Source organism: Rhodococcus sp. BP-160 (assembly GCF_019836205.1).
Classification (GTDB): domain Bacteria; phylum Actinomycetota; class Actinomycetes; order Mycobacteriales; family Mycobacteriaceae; genus Rhodococcoides.
Genome location: NZ_JABUEK010000002.1, coordinates 718843 through 738821, shown reverse-complemented (window position 1 = coordinate 738821; position 19979 = coordinate 718843). Strand labels below are relative to the sequence as shown.

Annotated in this window: 14 protein-coding genes; 3 read left to right on the top strand and 11 right to left on the bottom strand. The window is 68.7% G+C overall.

The features are described 5' to 3' along the window. Window positions 1-7: 7 nt before the first annotated feature. From HQ306_RS09890 to HQ306_RS09845, 10 genes are all read right to left on the bottom strand, one after another. Entirely contained in the window at window positions 8-2701 is a 2694-nt protein-coding gene (locus HQ306_RS09890) for a glucosidase (protein ID WP_222630868.1), read from the bottom strand. Between the two features lie 54 nt (window positions 2702-2755). Next, window positions 2756-3475 carry an AMP-binding protein gene (locus HQ306_RS09885; RefSeq protein WP_222630866.1) on the bottom strand — a complete coding sequence of 240 codons (720 nt, stop codon included), beginning with the start codon at window positions 3473-3475 and terminating at the stop codon, window positions 2756-2758. A gap of 120 nt (window positions 3476-3595) precedes the next feature. Continuing rightward, window positions 3596-4429, bottom strand: a complete 834-nt coding sequence (locus tag HQ306_RS09880) for an IclR family transcriptional regulator (RefSeq protein WP_037185313.1) — start codon at window positions 4427-4429, stop codon at window positions 3596-3598. Window positions 4430-4460: 31 nt separating this feature from the next. Continuing rightward, the gene (locus tag HQ306_RS09875; RefSeq protein ID WP_222630864.1) at window positions 4461-6365 is read right to left on the bottom strand and encodes a DUF294 nucleotidyltransferase-like domain-containing protein; all 1905 of its coding nucleotides are present in this window, start codon (window positions 6363-6365) and stop codon (window positions 4461-4463) included. Continuing rightward, entirely contained in the window at window positions 6343-7860 is a 1518-nt protein-coding gene (locus HQ306_RS09870) for a GMC family oxidoreductase (protein WP_027505097.1), read from the bottom strand. The genes HQ306_RS09875 and HQ306_RS09870 overlap by 23 nt, the downstream gene beginning before the upstream one ends. After that, window positions 7857-9401, bottom strand: coding sequence for an APC family permease (locus tag HQ306_RS09865; RefSeq protein WP_222630862.1), 1545 nt, complete (start codon window positions 9399-9401; stop codon window positions 7857-7859). The genes HQ306_RS09870 and HQ306_RS09865 overlap by 4 nt, the downstream gene beginning before the upstream one ends. A gap of 30 nt (window positions 9402-9431) precedes the next feature. Continuing rightward, the gene (locus tag HQ306_RS09860) at window positions 9432-10961 is read right to left on the bottom strand and encodes an aldehyde dehydrogenase family protein (RefSeq protein WP_051613194.1); all 1530 of its coding nucleotides are present in this window, start codon (window positions 10959-10961) and stop codon (window positions 9432-9434) included. Between the two features lie 23 nt (window positions 10962-10984). After that, window positions 10985-12142: an aromatic ring-hydroxylating dioxygenase subunit alpha gene (locus HQ306_RS09855; RefSeq protein WP_222630860.1), complete on the bottom strand. Its 1158-nt coding sequence runs from the start codon at window positions 12140-12142 to the stop codon at window positions 10985-10987. Continuing rightward, complete coding sequence (gene solA, locus HQ306_RS09850) at window positions 12139-13281, bottom strand: N-methyl-L-tryptophan oxidase (protein ID WP_027505093.1); 1143 nt, start codon at window positions 13279-13281, stop codon at window positions 12139-12141. The genes HQ306_RS09855 and solA overlap by 4 nt, the downstream gene beginning before the upstream one ends. After that, window positions 13278-15752 carry an FAD-dependent oxidoreductase gene (locus tag HQ306_RS09845; protein ID WP_222630858.1) on the bottom strand — a complete coding sequence of 825 codons (2475 nt, stop codon included), beginning with the start codon at window positions 15750-15752 and terminating at the stop codon, window positions 13278-13280. Before HQ306_RS09845 ends, solA begins: the two co-directional genes overlap by 4 nt. A 212-nt stretch (window positions 15753-15964) precedes the next feature. Between HQ306_RS09845 and HQ306_RS09840 the strand changes: the two genes are divergently transcribed. From HQ306_RS09840 to HQ306_RS09830, 3 genes are all read left to right on the top strand, one after another. After that, complete coding sequence (locus tag HQ306_RS09840) at window positions 15965-16294, top strand: bifunctional 3-phenylpropionate/cinnamic acid dioxygenase ferredoxin subunit (protein ID WP_027505091.1); 330 nt, start codon at window positions 15965-15967, stop codon at window positions 16292-16294. After that, window positions 16291-17460, top strand: coding sequence for an FAD-dependent oxidoreductase (locus tag HQ306_RS09835; protein WP_308115477.1), 1170 nt, complete (start codon window positions 16291-16293; stop codon window positions 17458-17460). Before HQ306_RS09840 ends, HQ306_RS09835 begins: the two co-directional genes overlap by 4 nt. Before the next feature lie 120 nt (window positions 17461-17580). Continuing rightward, complete coding sequence (locus tag HQ306_RS09830) at window positions 17581-18663, top strand: fused (3R)-hydroxyacyl-ACP dehydratase subunits HadA/HadB (protein ID WP_056444959.1); 1083 nt, start codon at window positions 17581-17583, stop codon at window positions 18661-18663. A 6-nt stretch (window positions 18664-18669) separates the two neighbouring features. On the opposite strand, the gene HQ306_RS09825 is transcribed toward HQ306_RS09830, so the two are convergent. Further along, window positions 18670-19974: a pitrilysin family protein gene (locus HQ306_RS09825; protein ID WP_051613192.1), complete on the bottom strand. Its 1305-nt coding sequence runs from the start codon at window positions 19972-19974 to the stop codon at window positions 18670-18672. Window positions 19975-19979: the final 5 nt, after the last annotated feature.

Here is a 19979-nt window from a genome sequence, read left to right as displayed (position 1 = left end):
CGCCACGTTAACCCGGCGGCGTCGGCGGTTGCGGCACTCTGGGATTGAGAAGATGCGCGACCAGCGCGGTCCAGCCGGTCTGATGGCTGGCGCCGAGCCCCTCTCCGGTGTCCCCGTCGAAGTACTCGCTGAAGGTCGGATGCTCCGACCACAGCGGATCGTCCGAGGACTCGATGCGATCGCCGTCCGACGGCCGACCGGATCCGCGCACGCGGAACAGGTCCGCGAGGCCGTTCTCGATGATCTCGGCGGCCTCGACCAGGGTGCGCTGCACGCCGGACCCGGTGGGGATCTCGATGGTGAACGTGTCGCCGAAGTAGCGACCGTAGGCGCGGAGCTTGTCGGCGAGCAGCACGTTGACGGGGAACCACACCGGACCACGCCAGTTCGAGTTCCCGCCGAACATCGACGTGCGGGACTCCCCCGGCTCGTACTCGATGGACAGTGATCGGCCCTCGACCTCCATCGTGACGCCGTCGCGGTAGGACGCGGACAGCGACCGGATACCGAAGGACGACAGGAACTCGTCGCTGTCGAACATGCGCTCGAGGATGCGCCGCAGCCGATCGGGATCCACGAGGGCGAGGAGCATGCGCCAGGTCCCGTTGTCGTTGCGCGACATCATCGGGGACACCAGATCCGGTCTCCGGTGCTGCAACCACCGCAAGCGAGACGTCAGGTCCGGACACTCCTTCGGCACCCACGACGGGATCTCGGTGGCCCCCAGGATCGGCAGGAGGCCCACCATCGAGCGCACCCGCAGCGGCACCGCGTCACCGTGCGGTGGGGCGAGGACGTCGTAGAAGAATCCGTCCTCCTCGTGCCACAGCGACATCTGCGCCGACCCGAAGGATCCCACGGCCTCCGCGATGGACAGGAAATGCGCGAAGAACTTCGTCGCGACGTCGTCCCAGGCGGAGTCGTGGCGTGCCAGTTCGATCGCGATCTTGAACATCTGCTGGCAGTAGAACGCCATCCAACTGGTCGCGTCGGACTGCTCGAGTCGGAAACCGGGAGGCAGTGGCTCCGAGCGGTTGAACATCCCGATGTTGTCCATCCCGAGGAAGCCGCCCTCGAAGATGTTGGAGCCGCCCGCGTCCTTGCGGTTGACCCACCACGAGAAGTTCAACAACAGCTTGGTGAACACCCGGACCAGGAACTCACGGTCGCGGTGTCCGTCGATGCGGTAGACCTGCCACACCGCCCACGCGTGGACCGGCGGGTTGACGTCTCCGAACTCCCACTCGTACGCGGGCAGTTGACCGTTGGGGTGCATCGCCCACTCGCGACACATGAGCACGAGCTGTTCCTTGGCGAAGTCCGGGTCGACGTGCGCCAGCGGGATGGTGTGGAAGGCGAGATCCCATGCGGCGAACCACGGGTACTCCCACTCGTCCGGCATGGAGACGACGTCCGCGAGCGAGAAGTGCGACCAGGCATGGTTGCGGGCGGTCGCGTCGAGTCGCGACTGCGGCGCCGACGCTCCCACCGGATCACCCTGCGCCCACTCGCGTACGTCGTAGCGGTAGAGCTGTTTGCACCACAGCAGGCCGGCGTAGGCGCGCCGTGCGACGTGGCGGTCGGCCGCGGACAGATCCGGGCCGATGACGTGGTCGTAGAACTGGTCCGCCTCGTACCGTCGGTCGGCGAGGACCGCGTCGAAGCCGGGGCCGAACGTGAACGAGTCCGGCACCGCGGTGCTCAACCGGAGACGGATGCTGCGGGTCTCGCCGGGCGCCACGTCGTCGAGCGAGTACCAGAACGCACTCTTCGTCCCCGTGCCGTCCGGATTGACGGCCGACTCGTCGCCCTCGACGATGCGCCGCCCGATGCCGTCCTTCGTCCAGGCCGAGAGGTTCTCCGCGGCGCCGAACAGCTCCACCGCATTGGTCTCGTTGTCGCAGAACAGCACTCGCGCATCACCCTGAGCGGCGAGGTGGTACCGGCCGAGAAAACCGTGCTCCGCACGCACCACGGCCATGTCTCCGGGAAGCGCGTCCGCCGTGACGTCGACGATGGAGGCGGTGCGATCGTCGCGCCCCCAGGACCACGTGTTGCGCAACCACAGATGCGGCACCACGTCGACCGATGCGGCCTCGGGCCCGTGATTGGTGACGTCGACGACGATGCACACGTCGTCCGGCGACGCCTTGGCGTAGGTGACGACCACGTCGAAGAACCGGTTCTCGTCCAGCACCCCGGTGTCGGCCAGTTCGAACTCGCGGTCCATGCGTGTGCGCGCGCGGCTCGCCTCACGCAGCCCCTCGTAGGGGTACTCGGCCTGCGGGTAGCGGTAGAGCCACGTCATCCAGCTGTGGGTGGGCGTTCCGTCGAGCGCCCACCAGTACTCCTTGGCGTCCTCGCCGTGATTGCCCTCACCGTTGGCGAGTCCGAACAGCCGCTCCTTGAGGATCGGATCGCGCCGGTTCCACAGGGCCACCGAGAAATTGAGGAAGCCGAAGCGGTCGCAGATGCCCCCGAGGCCGTCCTCGCCCCATCGGTAGGCGCGCGAGCGGGCGTGGTCGAAGGGGAAGGACTCCCAGGCGTTGCCGTCCTCGGAGTAGTCCTCGCGCACGGTGCCCCACTGACGGCCCGCGAGATACGGGCCCCAGGTACGCCAGGCGCTCTGTGCTCCGGGCGATTCGGCGAGCCGAGAGTGCTCGACGGTCGGGTGTGCAGGCTGATCTGCGGCGTCGGTCACCGCCACAGTGTGCCCCGACGGACGCGGACGTGCATCGCACCGGAGGCCCGGGCGTCACACCGCCGCGGGAAATCCCCGTCCGGGCGCGCTGACGGTGCAGCCGGTGACCAGACCGGCCAGAAGTCCGACGAGACCCGCGACCGAGGCCGACGGGTGGGACAGGTCGAAGAGAGTGCCCGGCGCGAGACCCGCACGGACGGCGAGATCGGACACCGACGCGGCCAACTCCTCGTGCGTGACGGTGACGCGTCCGGTCGTGCCCGGACCGAGCGCGACGAGGGCGGGCCACCAGGCGTCGAGTGCGGTGGGCCGGCCGGCTTCGGTGAGACCCTGATCCCAGGCGGGCGACTCCCACCAGACACCCTCGTGATCCACGACGGCGTCGCGACGAGCATCGAACGTCACCGACGCGGCCGGTACGGCACCGACGGCCGCGCAGGCGTGCGCGCGGAGCACATCGGGAAGTTCGGCGTCGACGGCGAACAGGGGATGCCCGGAGGCGAGGACGGCCAGGACGGAGGTGACCGCGTCGACCGAGCCGTCGGCGAGTACGGCGAGCGGGACGCGGTCGCGGGAGTGGGCACGGCGCAGCGCGGCTCCGCGGTTTCTGGCGGCCACGGCGAGCTCGCCGTAGGTGATCGAGTCGGCGGGTGAGACCAGCGCGAGACTCGACGGGTTCCGCCGCGCCACCGCGTCGATCGCGGCGACGACACCGCTCTGGAGCGCCGACGACGGCGGTGCGTCGAGCACGCCGCGCGGGTGGAGACCGGTCATACCGCAACACCGCCAACTGCCGAGTAAACTATCGGCGATCAGGTCATGGACCCCGTAACCATACCTGAAGTATGTTTCCCTTCGGAACACTCACCGCCGAGACTGTGAGAAGTCACGGTGTCAGTCGCCGCCGTATCCCAGCTTGCGGCTGATCTCGAGGGCCGCACTCATCGCGTCCGCCGCGACGGACGCGAAGTCGTCCGGTTCGAGCCGGTAGGCCGGACCCGAGACGCTGAGCGCAGCCACGACGTCCCCGGTGTGGTCACGCACGGGCGCGGACACCGCGTTCAGACCGATCTCGAGTTCCTCACGCACTGAGGCCCAGCCCCGCGAGCGCACCGCCTCGAGCTCCTGCTCCAGCGCGGTCGACGAGGTCACCGTGGTCTCCGTGAAGGAGTCCAACCGGGACGGGAGGCGCCGACGTACCTCGTCCCGCGACAGTCCGCTGAGGAGGATCTTCCCGCTCGACGTGGCGTGGACCGGGCTGCCCTGGCCCACCCACGTACGCAGCGCGACCTCGGACTCGGACCGAGCCTTGACGATGTTCACGGCGCGGTCCTCGTCGAGCACCGCGAGGTTGGTGGTCTCCCCCACCTTCTCGGCCAACATGTCGCAGATGCCCTGCGCTGCCTTCGCGAGGTCGCGTTCGGCCGTCGCGGACCCGGCGAGGCGGACGATGGTGAACCCCAGCCGGTACTTGCCCCGTTCACCCACCTGCTCCACGAAGCCGCGGGCGTCCAACACCCCCAGCAGCCGCGAGACGGTGGACTTGTGCACCCCGAGTTCGTCGGCGATGGCCGTGACACCGGCCGTCCCGAGTCGAGCGACGATCTCGAGGACCTCGAGAGCGCGATCGACCGACTGCACCGCGGTACCGCGCGTCACCGCTCTGCCCGCGTCGTCGCCGTCGTCGGTGCCGGACGTGTCGGACACGGAGATCTCGGAAGAAGCCATGATGGTGTCCGATTCTATCCGGCACCGGGTGTCAGCGGTCGCGCACCGCGCGGGGCACGGGGACACCGACGGTGGACGCCACGTGGCCCACCCTGCGCTGGACCGACGCGATCTCCCGGATCGCGTCCATCACCATGCTGCGCTCGAGGGGTGTCAGCTCACCGAGGGCCACGACGTCCGTCGGGGTGCGCCCGTCGCTCAGGCAGTTCACCTGATGGCCGAAACGCAGGTGCTGCAGCCGCTCGAACACGTCGACGAGCACGCGTGAGTCCAGTTCCGACAGCAATCCGTTGCCCGCCGCCGCGGTCAGCCGGGCGGGTGTCGACGCGCAGGCGACGCCGACACTCATACCGCCCCACCGCGCCAGGTTCACGATCGGCGACACCGCGTGCGACTTGAGATCCACCGTCGTACCGCGCCGCGCGAGCACGTCCCGCACCGACCGCACCCGTGCTCGGGTGGCCAGCGCATCGCGGAGCTGGAGCCGCAGCGCCTCGGGATGCTCGACGGCCATCTTGCGGTACGCGTCCGGAACCGAGTGGAGATCGGGATCGCCCCACACCACCCGGCCGTCGACCAGGAGCGAGGACATGACGATGCCGCGATCGCCCAGGGGGTCGTCGAGCCAGCCGCTCGCGGCCGCGCGCCACGCGGAGGCCGACCGGGCGAAGCGGGGGCTGGACGCGATCGCGTTGTTGGTGTCGGCGGGCAGTCCACAGGCGTCGAGCGTGCGGTGCACGGCGCGGGCGAGGCGGCGGAGCGCCTCCTCTCGGCCGGCGAGGCCGTCGCTCCACGACAACGCGCTGTCGACGTCGGACGACGGCATCGCCTCCCGTCGTCCGACGCTTCCCAGCGACAACCACGCGAGATCGCGGCCGCGCAGCGGGGTCGGCGATGCCGCGATCGCCAGCTCCACGGCACGACGGACGAGGGCGTCCACCACCACGGACAGGATCCCGGACGCGGCCCCCGCGGTGGTCCCGGTGCGCCACAGGTCGACGATCAGCGGACGCAGACCCGCACTCACCTCGATCAACGCGTCGGTGGACACGGCTGCCTCGACGTGCCGACGCAACGAGAAGCTGCGGGTGGTCGAGTTGGCCAGCAGATCGGCGCTCTCGAGGACACCGACCAGACCGCCCCGAACATCGACGACCGGCATGTGTTGCACGCCGAGCTCGAGCATCTCGAACAGGACGCCGGTGGGCGTCCGGTCCGCGTCCACCACGGCCGCCGGCGCTGTCATGACGGATCCGATCCGCGTGTCCACCGGCACACCGGCGGCGACCACCCGCGTCCGCAGGTCTCGATCGGTGAAGATGCCGTACCGGCCCCGCGTCGTCGGGATCACCACGCACGACGACCCGCGCTCCGTCATCAGGCAGACCGCCTCGCGGATCGAGGTGTCGGCGTCCACGGTCGCCGCCGCACGACGCACGAGGGCGGCCGCGGTGCCGCCGGGCGCCGACGACAGACCGGCGCCGTCGGGACTCGGTGAGGCGATGGACCGGCCGCCGAAGGACTGCGCGATCGTGCGAGCCAGGTACGTCACACCCGCGGGGCTCGCGAACACCGGTCGCACGGACGGACCCGGCAGGCGCACGACGACCGACGGCCGCGCCGCCGTCGCCGTGAAGGTCGTGCGCAGACCGACGAGCATGGCCGAGAAGCCGAACAGCCCACCCGGCTCGATCGTGTCGAGCGGCGCGGCGCCGTCGACGTCGTCGGGGTGCAGCAGGTCGACGCTGCCGGACCACACCACCCACACCGCGTCGATGTCGTCGACGCCCGGTCCGACCACGACGTCGCCCGCCGCGTACTCGGCGGTGGACGCCGTCGCCGCCAGATCGGCGAGATCGCTTCTGGTCAGCGAGTCGAACGGAGAGTGACCGGCGAGGAATTCTGCGAGCGTGTCAGCCGGTGACGAGGTCGGCACACCGTTCCGCCATCGTCATCACCGTGATGTTCGGGTTCACCGCCGGCAGCTTCGGCATCGCCGACGCATCGACCACCCGCAGATTGTGCACGCCCTTGACGCGCAATTCGGGATCGAGCACCGCCATCGGATCCGACGCGGCACCCATCTTCGCGGTGCCGGCCGGGTGATACACGGTGTTGTGAGTGCGATGCACGTAGTCGAGTAGATCGTCGTCGGTGACGGCGTCCGGCCCCGGCGCCAACTCGCGGGCGATCCAGTCCTTCAGCTGCGGCTGGTCGGCGATGCGTCGAGCGAGCTTGAGACCCGCGAGCATCACGCGGTCGTCGTGCCCCTCGCTGTCGGTGAAGTACCGCGGATCGACCTTGGCGCGATCACGGAAATCGCGTGAGCGCAGTCGGACGGTTCCGCGTGAACGGCCCTGTGTCACATTGGGAGTCAGGCAGAAGCCGTTGTCCGTGGTGGGGTAGCCCCAGCGCAGGGTGTTCATGTCGAACGGCACGCTGCCGTAGTGCATCATCACGTCCGGATACGTCAGATCGTCCTCGGTCGTGGCGAACAGGCCGATCTCCCACCACTGCGACGACGTGGTGACCATCGGCTTCGACGCCTCCCAGAACACCAGGCCCTCGACGTGGTCGTCGAGGTTCGCGCCGACGCCCGCCGAGTCGACACGCACCGGAATCCCCATCTCGCGCAGGTGCACCGAGGGCCCGATTCCCGACAGCATCAACAGTTTCGGAGTGTCGATCGCGCCCGCGGTGACGATGACCTCACGGCGTGCGGAGACGACGTCGTGCCCCGTCAGATCAGGACGCTGATACCGCACTCCGGTGGCCGTGAGCGAGTCGTCGATGACGATCTCGCTGACCCAGCAGCCCGTGCGGACCTCGAGATTGGGGCGCGTCGCCATGATCGGATGCAGGTACGCGTGCGAGGTGGACATGCGCAACCCGTCGTCGGACGAGTTGATCTGGAACCAGCCGGCCCCGTTGAGCACCGTCTCACCGCGATTGAACTGCACGGTCGGCAGTCCCACGCCGGCCGCGGACTCGAGGACGGCGGCACCACACGGATCGAGTGGCGGAACGTCCCGCAGCGTCACCGGTCCGGTGACGCGCGAGACGTACGGGAGGATCGACTCGGCGTTCCAGCCCGTGGCGCCCATGGCCTCCCAGTCGTCCAGGATCCCGGCCGGTGGGTGGAACGCGATGCACGAGTTGTGAGACGAGCAGCCGCCCAACACCTTCGCCCGCGCGTGGCGCATGAAGCTGTTGCCGCGTTCCTGCGGCTCGACGGGATAGTCCCAGTCGTAGCCGGAGTCGAGCAGATGCATCCACCGGTCGAGCACCAGGATGTCGTCGTTCCCGACGTCCGTGGGTCCCGCCTCGACCAGACACACGGTCACGGTGGGATCCTCGCTGAGGCGTGCGGCGAGAACACATCCCGCTGTTCCACCGCCCGCGATGACGTAGTCGAAGATCGCGTCCGTCATACCTTCTCGCCTTCCGCCGTACCCGCTGTGGTGGTCGCTGCGTGTGACGTCAACGTACCGATGTGTCCGCGACCGACGGTGAAGTACCACAGATATCCGAGCCCGAGGATGACACCGATGTAGACGAACGCACCCCAGGTGTTGTACCAGGGTGTCCCGTAGACGGCTTCGCGCGGCCACGCCAGATTCAGCGCCATACCGGCGCCCCACACGACCGCAAAGATGTTGACGGGCAGACCCCAGCGACCCATCGTGAAGTAGCCACCCTCCTTCAGGTCCTTCGGCGGCCACTCGCCCTTCAATCGCTTCTTCAAGAGCGGTCCCGTGACCATCAGATACGCCAGGTAGATCATGATGATCGCGATCGACGTGAGCACCGTGAAGATCTTGGGCTGCCCCACGTTGATCACCAGGATCAGGATCGAGAGCAGACCGATCACGACGGCGGGCACCACGGGCGTCTGGTACTTCGGATGCACGGTGGCCAGCCGCTCGCCGAACGGCAGCGCGTTGTCGCGCGCCATCGCGAAGGTGAGGCGGATCGCCGCCGTGTGCACCGCGAGCGAGCACACCGTGACGGCCACCAGGATGCAGATCAGGAACACCGTTCCCAGGGGTCCGGACAGCACCGAGGTGACGATGGACTGCAGTCCACCCTGCGGCGTGCCCAGCTCGGGATCGTTCAGATCCGGCGCCGCCATGACGGCGAACACGAGGATGGCGCCGCCGATGACGAACGACGCGAGGATGGCCCGCAGGATCGCCTTGGGGGCGGTACGCCGCGGTTCGACGGTCTCCTCACCGAGCGAGCTCGCCGTGTCGAAGCCGTACATCACGTAGCCCGACGCCAGCGACGCCACGAGGAACGCGCCCAGGTACCCGGCACTCTCCTCGGTTCCGTACCCGTTGGTGGAGAAGAAGATCTCCGGGCCGCGCTGAATGTTGAACGCCAGGATCACGGCGATGAGCACGGCCGCGACGAGTTCGATGAAGACGCCGGCACTGTTGATCCGCGCCATCAACCGGATGCCCGCGGCGTTCACCAGAGTCGTGAACGCGATCATCATGGTGCCGAGAACGACGGCATTGGTGGCGTAGTCGTACTCCCCCGTGCCGTCCCCGATGAGCTGGAAGCCGGACCACAACCGAGGCAGGTTCACCTGCAGGGCGAGCACCACCGCCGACAACGTGACGATCGACGCGGTGAGCATGAGCCACCCCGACGACCATCCGACGATGCGGCTGCCGAGCAGCTTCGCCCAGTTGTAGACCGAGCCCGCCACCGGATACTTGGCCGCGAGTTCCATGAAACACAGCGCCACGGCCATCTGCCCGACGAAGACGATGGGCCAGGACCACAGATAAGCCGGGCCCGCGGACCCGAATCCGAAGTAGAACAGCTGGAACGTGCCGGTCAGGATCGAGATGTAGCTGACGCCGGCCGCGAAACTCGCGAACTTGCCCAGACTGCGGTCGAGAGATTCCTTGTATCCGAAATCGCCGAGACCGCCGTCCTCGACGTCGGAAGTGGAAGACACCATGTCGCCTCGCTCACGTGAGAATGGAAGAAACTAGCTGGTGGTGCCGAACCACTCCGCCCGAGGTGCTGCGGTGTTGTTCCAGATGTGCTTGGTCTCCTGGTACTCGTGGAGTCCCGCGGGCCCGAGTTCGCGCCCGTTGCCCGACTTCTTGAAACCGCCCCACTCGGCCGCGGCCGTGTAGTACCCGAAGTCGTTGAGCCACACGGTTCCGTGTCGCAGCCCGCGCACCATGCGTTCGCCGCGTTCGGGATCGGTGGTGCGCACACCGGCCGCGAGACCGTAGTCCGTGTCGTTGCCCAGTCGCAGTGCCTCTTCCTCGGTGGTGAACCGTTCGACGGTCAGTATGGGCCCGAACGTCTCGAGCTGCACGATGTCCATCTCACGAGAGCAGTGGTCGAACACCGTGGGCAGGAAGTAACTTCCGTCCGCCAGAGCCGGATCGGACGGTGCGCGGCCGCCCGTGCGCAGAACTGCACCCTCCGCGAGGGCGGTCTCGACGAACGCCTCCATCTTGTCGCGCTGAGTCGTGGAGACCAGTGGCCCCGTCTCGCTGGACGGGTCCGTTCCCGGTCCCATCCGGATGGCTTCGGCGCGGCGCACGATCTCGTCGACGAACCGATCCGCCACCGAGTCCTCGACGATGAGACGTGTTCCGGCCGAACACACCTGGCCGGAGTGCAGGAAGACGCCGGTGAGCACCTGGTCGACGGAGGCGTCGAACGTGTCCTCGTCGGCGGCGTCCGCGAACACGATGTGCGGATTCTTGCCCCCGAGTTCCACCGCCACCTTGGTCACGTGCGGCGCGGCACTCGCGAGGATCGCGCTGCCGGTCGCCAGTCCACCGGTGAACGACACGAAGTCGACGTCCGGATTGTCCGTGAGCGCCGGCCCGATGGTCGCGCCGCTGCCCTGCACCAGATTGACGACACCGTCCGGCACCCCCGCTTCCTCCAGCAGGTGGGTGAACGCGATGGTGCTCAGCGGGGTGACCTCGCTCGGCTTGAGCACCATCGTGCAGCCGGCAGCCAGCGCAGGCGCGATCTTCCACGAGATCTGCAGCAGAGGGTAGTTCCAGGGCGCGATCATCACGCAGACACCGATCGGCTCGTGCACCACGCGCGAGATGACCGCAGGATCACCCACGTCGACGAGACGATCGCTCGAGACGGCGGCGAGCTGAGCGTAGTACCGGAACACCGAGGTGACGTCGTCGATGTCGATGCGGCTCTCCGCCAACGTCTTCCCGGTGTCGAGGGTCTCGATGACCGACAGTCGCTCCTTGTCGCGCTGCAGGAGATCCGCCACGCGGTCGAGCACCGCACAGCGTTCCGCGACCGGGGTGGCGGGCCAGTCGCCGCGATCGAAGGTGGCACGGGCCGCGGCGACGGCGGCGCGGGCGTCGTCCGGCGAGGCCTCGTCGACCGACACCAGGACGCGACCGGTCGCGGGGTCGATGCAGTCTCGGGTCTCCCCCGAGGTGGCAGGGACCCACTCACCCCCGATGAGGAGAACGCGCTCGAACAGTGTCGGATCGACGTCGTGCTCGGTCTGTTGATTCACTGCCCCACCCTTTCACCGATCGGTCACCCCTGCAGGCGCCCGTCCTCCTGCAGGCGTTCCGCCAGCCAGTCGTGGAAGAGCCCGATGTGATGCTCGGCCGGCACCAGAACGCCACCGTCACGGTATGCCCGTGAGCTCATCGCCGGTTGGGTTCGCTCACATGCGTCGAAATCCTGCACGTTGACGCGATGGAACAACTCGACCGATCGGCTGACGTCGCGGCCGGACTCGACGACGTCCCGCGTGTACAGCCAGTCGCACTCGACGACGGTGCGGTCCGCGGACACCGGGTACATGCGGTGCAGGATCACGTGGTCGGGAACCAGGTTGACGAAGACGGTCGGCTTGATCGTGATGGCGTAGTACCGCCGGTCCTGATCCTCCGAGAGCGTCGGCAGGGCGCCGAACCCCGCGGACCCGTCCACGGTGAATCCGTCGATCTCCGCGCCGAACTCCGCACCGTGGCCGACGAAGTACTGGGCCGCGAGCCCGTCCGCGAACTCGGGGAGGACCTCGGTCAGCTCCGGGTGGATCGTGGCGCAGTGATAGCACTCCATGAAGTTCTCGACGATCAGCTTCCAGTTGGCCGCCACGTCGTAGACCTCGCGGCGACCGAGTTCGAGAGACGGCATGTCGTACCGGTCGATGGCCGTCGGGTCGCCGAGCCGCTCGGTGACCGCGCCGATCACCTCGTCCTCGAAGGACGGCGGCTCGTCCGCAAGGCACAGCCACGCGTAGCCGAGCCACTCCCGCAGCGCGACGGGGATCAGACCCCACTCCGTACGGTCGAGCGGGGCACCGGACCCGTCCGACAACGCGGACAGATTGGGAGCGGCCACGAGCTTCCCGTCCAGCCCGTACGTCCAGGCGTGGTACGGACACTGCAGATTACGCTTGACCTGGCCCGACTCCTCCGTGCAGATCTGTGCGCCGCGGTGACGGCACACGTTGAGGAACGCGCGCAGAGCCCCGTCACGCCCGCGCACCACCAGCACGCTCTCGCGGCCCACGTCGACGCGGCGGAAGGCGCCGGGTGCCGAGAGATCGGCACTGCGGACGGCGCAGAACCACATCGTCTCGAACACGTGCTCCTGCTCGGCCAGGAACGTCTCCGCGCTGGTGTACCAGGATCCGGGGAGAGTGGGGATCAACGACTGAGTGCGGGGCGCGGCGCTTGTCATACGGTCACCAATCGGCGGGGATCGAAGAGGGTGATGGGGTGCGCGGTCGTCCCGGTGGTCGCGAGGTCGGCCAGGATCTCACCGACGACGGGCACGAACTTGAAACCGTGGCCGGAGAACCCGCACGCGACGGTGACGTTGGTGGCGTCGGGGTGCCGCGCGATGACGAAGTGCTCGTCCGGAGTGTTGGAGTACATGCACGTCGCGGAGTGCACGCTCGGCCCGTCGAGGCCGGGCACCGTCTGCCGAACCCGGGTCTGCATCGCCTCGATCTCGTGCGGGTGCACCGTACGGTCGATGGTGTCCGGCGTGCACTCGATGCCCTTGCGGAAGAAGGCCACCTTGACGCCGCCGTCGGGACCGTCGATCGCCGGGAAACCGTAGTCCTGCATACCGTCCGCGGCCTCGTGGATGAAGATCGGGTTGTTCTCGTACGCGGCGGTACCGGCGCTCGCGCCGAACCAGTGCAGTACCTGGCGCTCGACGACGATCGGTACCGCGAACTGCTCGAGCAACTGCGGTGCCCAGGCACCGGGGCAGATCACCACCTGGCCCGCCGTGTGGGTCCCCTTGTCGGTGGTGACGGTGACACCGTCCCCCGACTCCTCCCAGCCGAGCACCGTCTCACCGAACTGCAATGTCGCACCGCGGTTCTCGGCGAGGTCCAGATGGGCCTGAACGGTGAGTTCGGGCCTCGCGAAACCCGCGGCGGCCTCGAACAGTGCCACCTCGTCGGGGTCGGGATCGAAGGTGGGGAACGCCTCGCGCACCTGCGCGGCATCCAGGATCTCGTGCGGCAGCGACCATTGCCGTGACGCCAGCAGCGAGCCCGAGAACGTCACCGAGCTCTCGCGCCCGAGGAACAGTCCTCCGGTGATCCGATGCACCTCCTTCCCGGACATGCTCCTCAGTTCGTCCCACAGTTCGTAGGACCGCAGGAGGAGCGGGACGTAGGCCGGGTCCTCGAAGTAGGACTGCCGGATGATCCGCGATCCGCCGTGGCTCGATCCCTTGTCGTGGGCGGGGGTGAACTTCTCGAGCCCCAGCACCCGCTGTCCGCGGTCGGCCAGATGGAAGGCGGCGGCGCTGCCCATGCCGCCGAGTCCGATGACGATGACGTCGTAGCTCACGTGGCTCATCTCCTGATCAGCTGTCCGGCGGGATCGACGACCGCGTCGTCGGACACCGTCGCACCCAGTGCGGCGGCGAAGTAGGTCACCGACACCGCGGTGCCGAGTGGAGTGTCCAGCGGAAGCCAGGCGTACGCGACGCACCGCCCGAGGGTCGCCGACCATCCCGCGCTCGTGACGTACCCGACGACCGTGCCGTCGAGAGAGACCGGCTCCTTCCCGAGCACCACGGCGTCCGGGTCGTCGAACACGAGAGTCCGCAGCCGTCGCGTCGCGGGCCGAGCGGCCAGGGCCGACCGACCGACGAAGTCCGTGGCGCCTTTGACGGCGAACTCGACGCCCGCGTCGGCCGGGGTGTCCTCGGAGGTCATGTCGTGCCCCCACGCGCGGTACCCCTTCTCGAGTCGCAGGCTGTCGAACGCGAGCCGGCCGGCAGCGATCACCCCGTGATCGGACCCGGCCTCCCACAACAGGTCCCACAGGGCGCCGCCGTACTCGGCGTCGGTGTAGATCTCCCACCCGAGTTCGCCGACGTACGACACCCGCATCATGATCACGGGAATCGCACCGAGGTACGTCCGCACTGCGCGGAAGTAGCCGAAGGCCTTGTGTCCCAAATCCGCGTCGGCCAGCGGTGCCACCATCGCGCGGGCACGGGGACCCCACACTCCGACACAACACGTCGCTCCGGTGACGTCCCGCACCGTCACCGGACCGTCGGGCGTTCCCGTCCTGGCGCGGCGCAGCATCGCATCGAGGTCGAGTGGACCGTTCGCTCCGACGCGATAGTGATCGGCGCCGAGTCGCGCGACCGTGAGGTCGCTGCGGATCCCGCCTCTCTCGTCGAGCATCAGCGTGTAGGTGACACGGCCGATCGCGGTGTCCACGTCGTTGGTGGTGAGGTGCTGCAGGAAGTGGGCTGCGCCGGGTCCTTCCACGTCGTACCGGGTGAGCGGTGTCATGTCGTACATCGCGACCCGGCTCCTCGTCACCGCGGCCTCGGCCACGGCGATGTCGGAGAAGTGGCGCGCGGACCACTCGTCGCGGACCGGAAGGTGGAACCCGGTCTCGAGGAGCGCCGCGAGTTCGCCCGCGTTGCTCTCGTACCAGGCGGGGCGCTCCCAGCCTCCGCCCTGGACGAAGCGGGCGTCCAGCGCGACCTCCGCGGCGTGGAACGGGCTGCGCCGCAGTCCTCGCAGCGCCGTGCGCTGCTGGCGGGGGTGCACGATGTCGTACACCTCCACGAACGCCTGGGCGCTGGTGGCGGCGATGAAGGCGGGACTGCGCTCGACCGATTCGAAGCGATACAGATCGGACTCGTGGAGGTCGATCTCCGAGGCGCCGTCGATCAGGGTCTGGGCGAGAGCGCGCGCGATACCGGCGGAGTGCGTCACCCACACCGCCTCCGCCACCCAGAAGCCGGCCAGATCCCGGTGCTCCCCGACGATCGAGTGACCGTCGGGAGTGAAGGAGAAGATGCCGTTGAATCCGGATTCGACCTTCGACTCCCGCAGCGCCGGAAGCACTCTCGCGGACTCACGCCAGGCCGGCGCGAAATCGTCCTCGGTGAACGGCAGCATCGACGGCATCGGTGGGGGCGCCACGGACGACGCGTCACCGTCCGCGTCCCACGACAGCGCGCCCATGTCCGCGGGCATCGGGTCGTGGCCGTAGTAGCCGATACCGAGACGATCCCCGTGCTCCCGGTAGTAGAGGTCGCCGTCCTGGTGACGAAGGATCGGCAGACTCGCGTCCGTCGCACCGGTGTTCCGGCCGACCAGCGCCTCGATCTGTCCGGTGTAGGCGTACTGGTGCGCCATCGGGACCAGGGGAACCGTGAGGCCCACCGTGCGCCCGAGCTCGGCACCCCAGAAGCCCGCGGCCGACACGACGATGTCCGCCGGCACGTCGCCGTGCGGGGTCCGCACTCCCGTCACACGTCCACTCGCCTGGAGGATCTCGGTCACCGGACTGTCCCCCCGGAACACCGCCCCGCGGGCCTGCGCCGCACGCGCCTGCATCTCGGCGGCCCGCACCGCCCGGGCGAGACCGTCGCTCGGAGTGTGGAACGCGCCGAGCACGACGTCCGGGTCCACGAGCGGGTGCAGAGCCGCTGCGGCCGCGGCGTCGACGAGCCGTCCCTCGATGCCCCACGAGCGCGCCCACCCGGCCTTGCGTTGCAGATCAGTCCACCGAGCCTCGGTCGTCGCGATCTCGAGGCCGCCGAGCGTGTCGAAGCACGGCCCGTCGTCGTGCGTGAGTGCGCGGAACTTGTCGGCCGTGTAGGCCGCGAAGTGGGCCATGGAGCGCGAGGGATTCGTCTGGAACACCAGCCCGGGGGCGTGCGAGGTGGATCCGCCGGTGGAGAACAGCGGCCCCTGGTCGAGCACGGTGACGTCCGTCCACCCACGGGCGGTCAGTTCGTCCGCCAGGGAGGTCCCGACGATTCCGGCGCCGATGACGACGATACGAGGTGTCACGAGCGTCCCCCTGGGACCTGTTGCGATCAGCGCAACGATGGGTGGTTTACGCAACACAGACTCGACGCCCCGGGCCGGGCTGTCAACCCGGCACGCTGTGGTTCGACACACCGGTGCAGCGATTGACGCGGTGGATCGTCCTGGTGCATCCTGTTGCGCAGATCGATCACAGTTGCGATCGACGCAACACCGTCACACTTGCGGGAGGCATCATGCCGGACACCGTTCATCGCGTCGCCGTCTGCTCGGCATCGGCCCTCCCCGTCGGCGAGGTCGCCACCGTCACCCCGCCGGGTCACACCGCGATCTCCGTCTTCCACACCGAGGAGGGCCTCTTCGCGATCGACGACACGTGCACACACCAGGACGCCTCGCTCGCCGACGGATGGGTGGAGAACTGCGCAGTCGAGTGCCCGCTCCACGAGTCGTGCTTCGATCTGCGGACCGGCGCCCCCTCGGGCACACCGGCGAAGACTCCCGTTCGGACATATGCGGTGCACGTCGTCGACGGCGCGGTCGTGCTCGACCTCCCCGGCTCGTGACGACCCCCGACAGGCCCGACGTCGAGACGGTGAACTCCGTCCTGGTCGTCGGGGCGTCGCTCGCGGGCTCGACCGTCGCGACCGCTCTCCGCGAGGACGGGTTCACGGGTCGCGTCACCGTCGTCGGCGACGAGCCCCACCTGCCGTACGATCGCCCGCCCCTCTCCAAGGCCTTCCTGCAGGGATCGGCTCCCGACCCGTGGCTCGTTCCCGAACCCGATGCGCTCGACGTCGACTGGGTGCTCGGGACACCGGCTGTCGGCATGACCGGTCGGAGCGTGGAGCTCGCGGACGGGCGGGAGGTGAGTGCCGACGTCGTCGTCATCGCGACCGGCGCGCGCGCACGGACCCTGCTGGGCGCCGACGACCTCGGCGGCGTCCACACGCTGCGCACGTTGGACGACGCCGCCGCACTGCGCTCGTCGCTGGCCACGGCGACCACCATGGTGGTGATCGGCGCGGGATTCATCGGAGCCGAGGTGGCCTCCACGGCCGCCGGCCTCGGCATCTCCGTCACCATCGTCGAGGCGTCCACCGCTCCCCTGTCCGGCCCGCTCGGCCTGACGATGGCGGAGGTCTGCGTCGATCTGCATCGTGCGAACGGCGTGACCCTCCTGCTCGGCGCCGCCGTCGACTCTCTAGGAGGCCGCGACGGGGCCGTCACCTCCGTCCTGCTGGGGGACGGGACGGTACTGCCCGCCGACGTCGTGGTGATCGGAATCGGATCGATCCCCAACACGGAGTGGGCGGCAGCGTCCGGCCTCGCCATCGACGGCGGTTTCGTCACCGACGCGCAGTGCCGCACCACCGTTCCGGGCGTCTACGCGATCGGGGACTGCGCTCGCGCGTTCGACGAGGTGCTGCAGGACCACCATCGCAGCGAACACTGGTCGCACGCGGTCACCCAGGCTCGGCGAGTGGCGCGGTCGATCGTGGGGGCGCAGCCCGCGCCGTCCGGTGTTCCGTATTTCTGGTCGGACCAGTACGGCTCTCGCATCCAGTTCGCCGGCCGTCGCCAGTCGACCGATTCGGTGCGCGTGGTCGAGGGCGACCCGGAGGCCGGCTCGTTCGTCGCCGTGTACGAGCGAGCGGACGACGTCGTCGCCGTCCTGGCGATGAACAACGCCCGATCGTTCACCAGGATGAGGAAGAGCCTCGGGGCCTGATTCTCCGCATGCCGATCAGCATTGGGTGCGTATAACAATCTCGAAGTCGCTTTTCTGTGATCAGCCCGGAGAACTCCGTTGGCACTGCACAGCGCTCGTCGCCGGGGATAGGTTGCCGTCATGACTGCCGAGATCCTGGCCACCGACGCCGTCGCGAGCGACACCACGTTCGACCCGGCGCAGCATGCGCTGGACATGGTGGGCTACCACTACCGCGCCGACGACTACTACGAGGTCGGCCGCGAGAAGGTGCGGGAGTACGCGAAAGCCGTCCGCGACTTCCATCCGGTCCACTGGACCGAGGAGGGCGCACTCGAGGTCGGCTATCCGGCGCTGATGGCGCCGCCCACGTTCTTCTCGCTGGTCGGCATCATCGCCCAGCAGAAGCTGCTCGAGCGGATCGCCACCGGATACGACCTCAGCCGGATGCTGCAGACAGACCAGCATGCCGAGTACTTCGCGCCGATCCTGGCGGGCGACCGGCTCACGTGCGACGTCTCGCTCGACTCCTTCCGCACGGTCGTCGGCCGCGACATGATGGTGACCAAGACCGTCATCACCAACCAGCGCAACGAGCTGGCGCAGATCACGTACACCACACTGCTCATCGGGCGCGCCGACGACGGCGACGACAGCATCGCGGACGTCGCGCGCGGCATGGTCATGAACGGCATGTTCACCCTGTCCACGTCCGACGAGGTGGCCGACGTCAATCCCGGCGGTGACGACCTCGAGACGGTCTACGCCCCGCCCGTCGTCGTCCCGCACACCGGCCATGCCCGTCGGCGCTTCGAGGACGTGGCGGTCGGCGACGCACTGCCCACCAGGACAGTGCTGCTCTCGCGCGGCGATCTCGTGAACTACGCGGGCGTGGTCGGCGACAACAACCCCGTGCACTGGAGCGACCACTTCGCGTCGCTGCTCGAGCTCGACACCGTCGTCGCCCACGGCATGCTCACCATGGGCCTCGGCACCGGCTTCGTGTCCGAGTGGCTCGGCGACCCGGGTGCCCTGAAGGACTGCACCGTGCGCTTCACCAGCCCCGTCATGGTCGACCCGGTGTCCAAGTCGGAGATCGTCATCGACGGCACGGTGAAGTCGAAGGACGAGGCGACCCGGACTGCGGTGGTCTCCATCGACGCCCGCTACAAGGGCAAGCGCATCCTCGGCCACAAGGCGATGGCCACCGTTCACCTGGCCTGAGACGCCTCAGCTCCCGGCCACGGCTCCGCGTACCGAGGCCGGGAGCTTCGTCACCTTCGAGAACGGCCCGACCACGGCGGCCGCCATGGGCCGCGCCAGCAGGGTCCGGGCGACGTCGCGGACCTCGTCGTTGGTCACCTGATCGATGCGCGCGAGCGTCTCCTCCACCGACCTGTGGTCGCCGTAGTTGAGCTCGCTGCGACCGATCCGGTTCATTCTCGATCCGGAATCCTCCAGTCCGAGAACCAGTCCCCCGCGCATGCTCCCCTTCGCGCGAGCGCACTCCGCGTCCGTGATGCCGTCGGTGGCCACCGACGCGAGCACGTCGCGGATCACCGAGGTGACCTCGCCGAGATTCTCGGGCTGGCATCCGGCGTACACCGAGAACGCACCCGTGTCGGAGAACGTGTCCACCGACGAGTACACCGAGTACGCGAGACCGCGCTCCTCCCGGATCTCTTGGAACAGACGCGAACTGAGCCCTCCACCGATGGCGGTGTTCAGAACCGACAACGCCCACCGATGACCCTCGTGGCGTCCGAACGCCCGCACGCCCAGGCACAGGTGCGCCTGTTCACTGTCCCGCGTCGTCAGGCTCAGGGCCGGGCGCGCGGTGATGCGGCCCGCTCCCCCACGCCGCGGTGCCGGTTCGGCGGCACCGGCGATCCGGTCGGCGAAACTGCGACGGACCCCCGCCACCACGTCGTCGTGGTCGACGTTGCCGGCGACCGCCACCACCATGCGCGGCGGGGTGTAGCGCCGAGTGTGGAACGAGTGCAGCTGATTCCGCGTCATGGACTCGATGGACTCCACCGATCCGATGACGGGACGACCGATGGGGTGGTCACCGAACAGCGCGGTGAGGAAGGCGTCACCGAGCAGGTCCTCGGGGTCGTCGTCGCGCATCGAGATCTCCTCGAGCACCACCTGGCGTTCGACATCGACGTCCTCGGCGCGGCAGCGACCGCGGAGCACCACGTCCGCCACCAGGTCGAGTCCGAGGTGCAGGTCCTCGTCGAGCACGTGCGCGTAGAAGCACGTGTGCTCCTTGGACGTGAACGCGTTGAGCTCGCCGCCGACTCCGTCCATCACCTGCGCGATGTCCAGAGCCGTACGGGTGGGGGTGGCCTTGAACAGCAGGTGCTCGAGGAAGTGCGCGGCACCGGCGACGGTGCGGCCCTCGTCGCGCGAACCGACGGCGACCCAGACGCCGACCGAGGCGGACCGCACGCCGGGAACGAACTCCGTGACGACTCGGACGCCGCCCGGCAACACCGTGCGGCGGACGCCGGACGGTTCGGGTGTACGCACACGGC

Bases quoted from the DNA above. Each gene is read 5' to 3' on its own strand.
- HQ306_RS09885 (WP_222630866.1), bottom strand. From the start codon at position 3,475: ATGACCGGTCTCCACCCGCGCGGCGTGCTCGACGCACCGCCGTCGTCG.
- HQ306_RS09880 (WP_037185313.1), bottom strand. From the start codon at position 4,429: ATGGCTTCTTCCGAGATCTCCGTGTCCGACACGTCCGGCACCGACGAC.
- HQ306_RS09870 (WP_027505097.1), bottom strand. From the start codon at position 7,860: ATGACGGACGCGATCTTCGACTACGTCATCGCGGGCGGTGGAACAGCG.
- HQ306_RS09865 (WP_222630862.1), bottom strand. From the start codon at position 9,401: ATGGTGTCTTCCACTTCCGACGTCGAGGACGGCGGTCTCGGCGATTTC.
- HQ306_RS09855 (WP_222630860.1), bottom strand. From the start codon at position 12,142: ATGACAAGCGCCGCGCCCCGCACTCAGTCGTTGATCCCCACTCTCCCC.
- solA (WP_027505093.1), bottom strand. From the start codon at position 13,281: ATGAGCCACGTGAGCTACGACGTCATCGTCATCGGACTCGGCGGCATG.
- HQ306_RS09840 (WP_027505091.1), top strand. From the start codon at position 15,965: ATGCCGGACACCGTTCATCGCGTCGCCGTCTGCTCGGCATCGGCCCTC.
- HQ306_RS09830 (WP_056444959.1), top strand. From the start codon at position 17,581: ATGACTGCCGAGATCCTGGCCACCGACGCCGTCGCGAGCGACACCACG.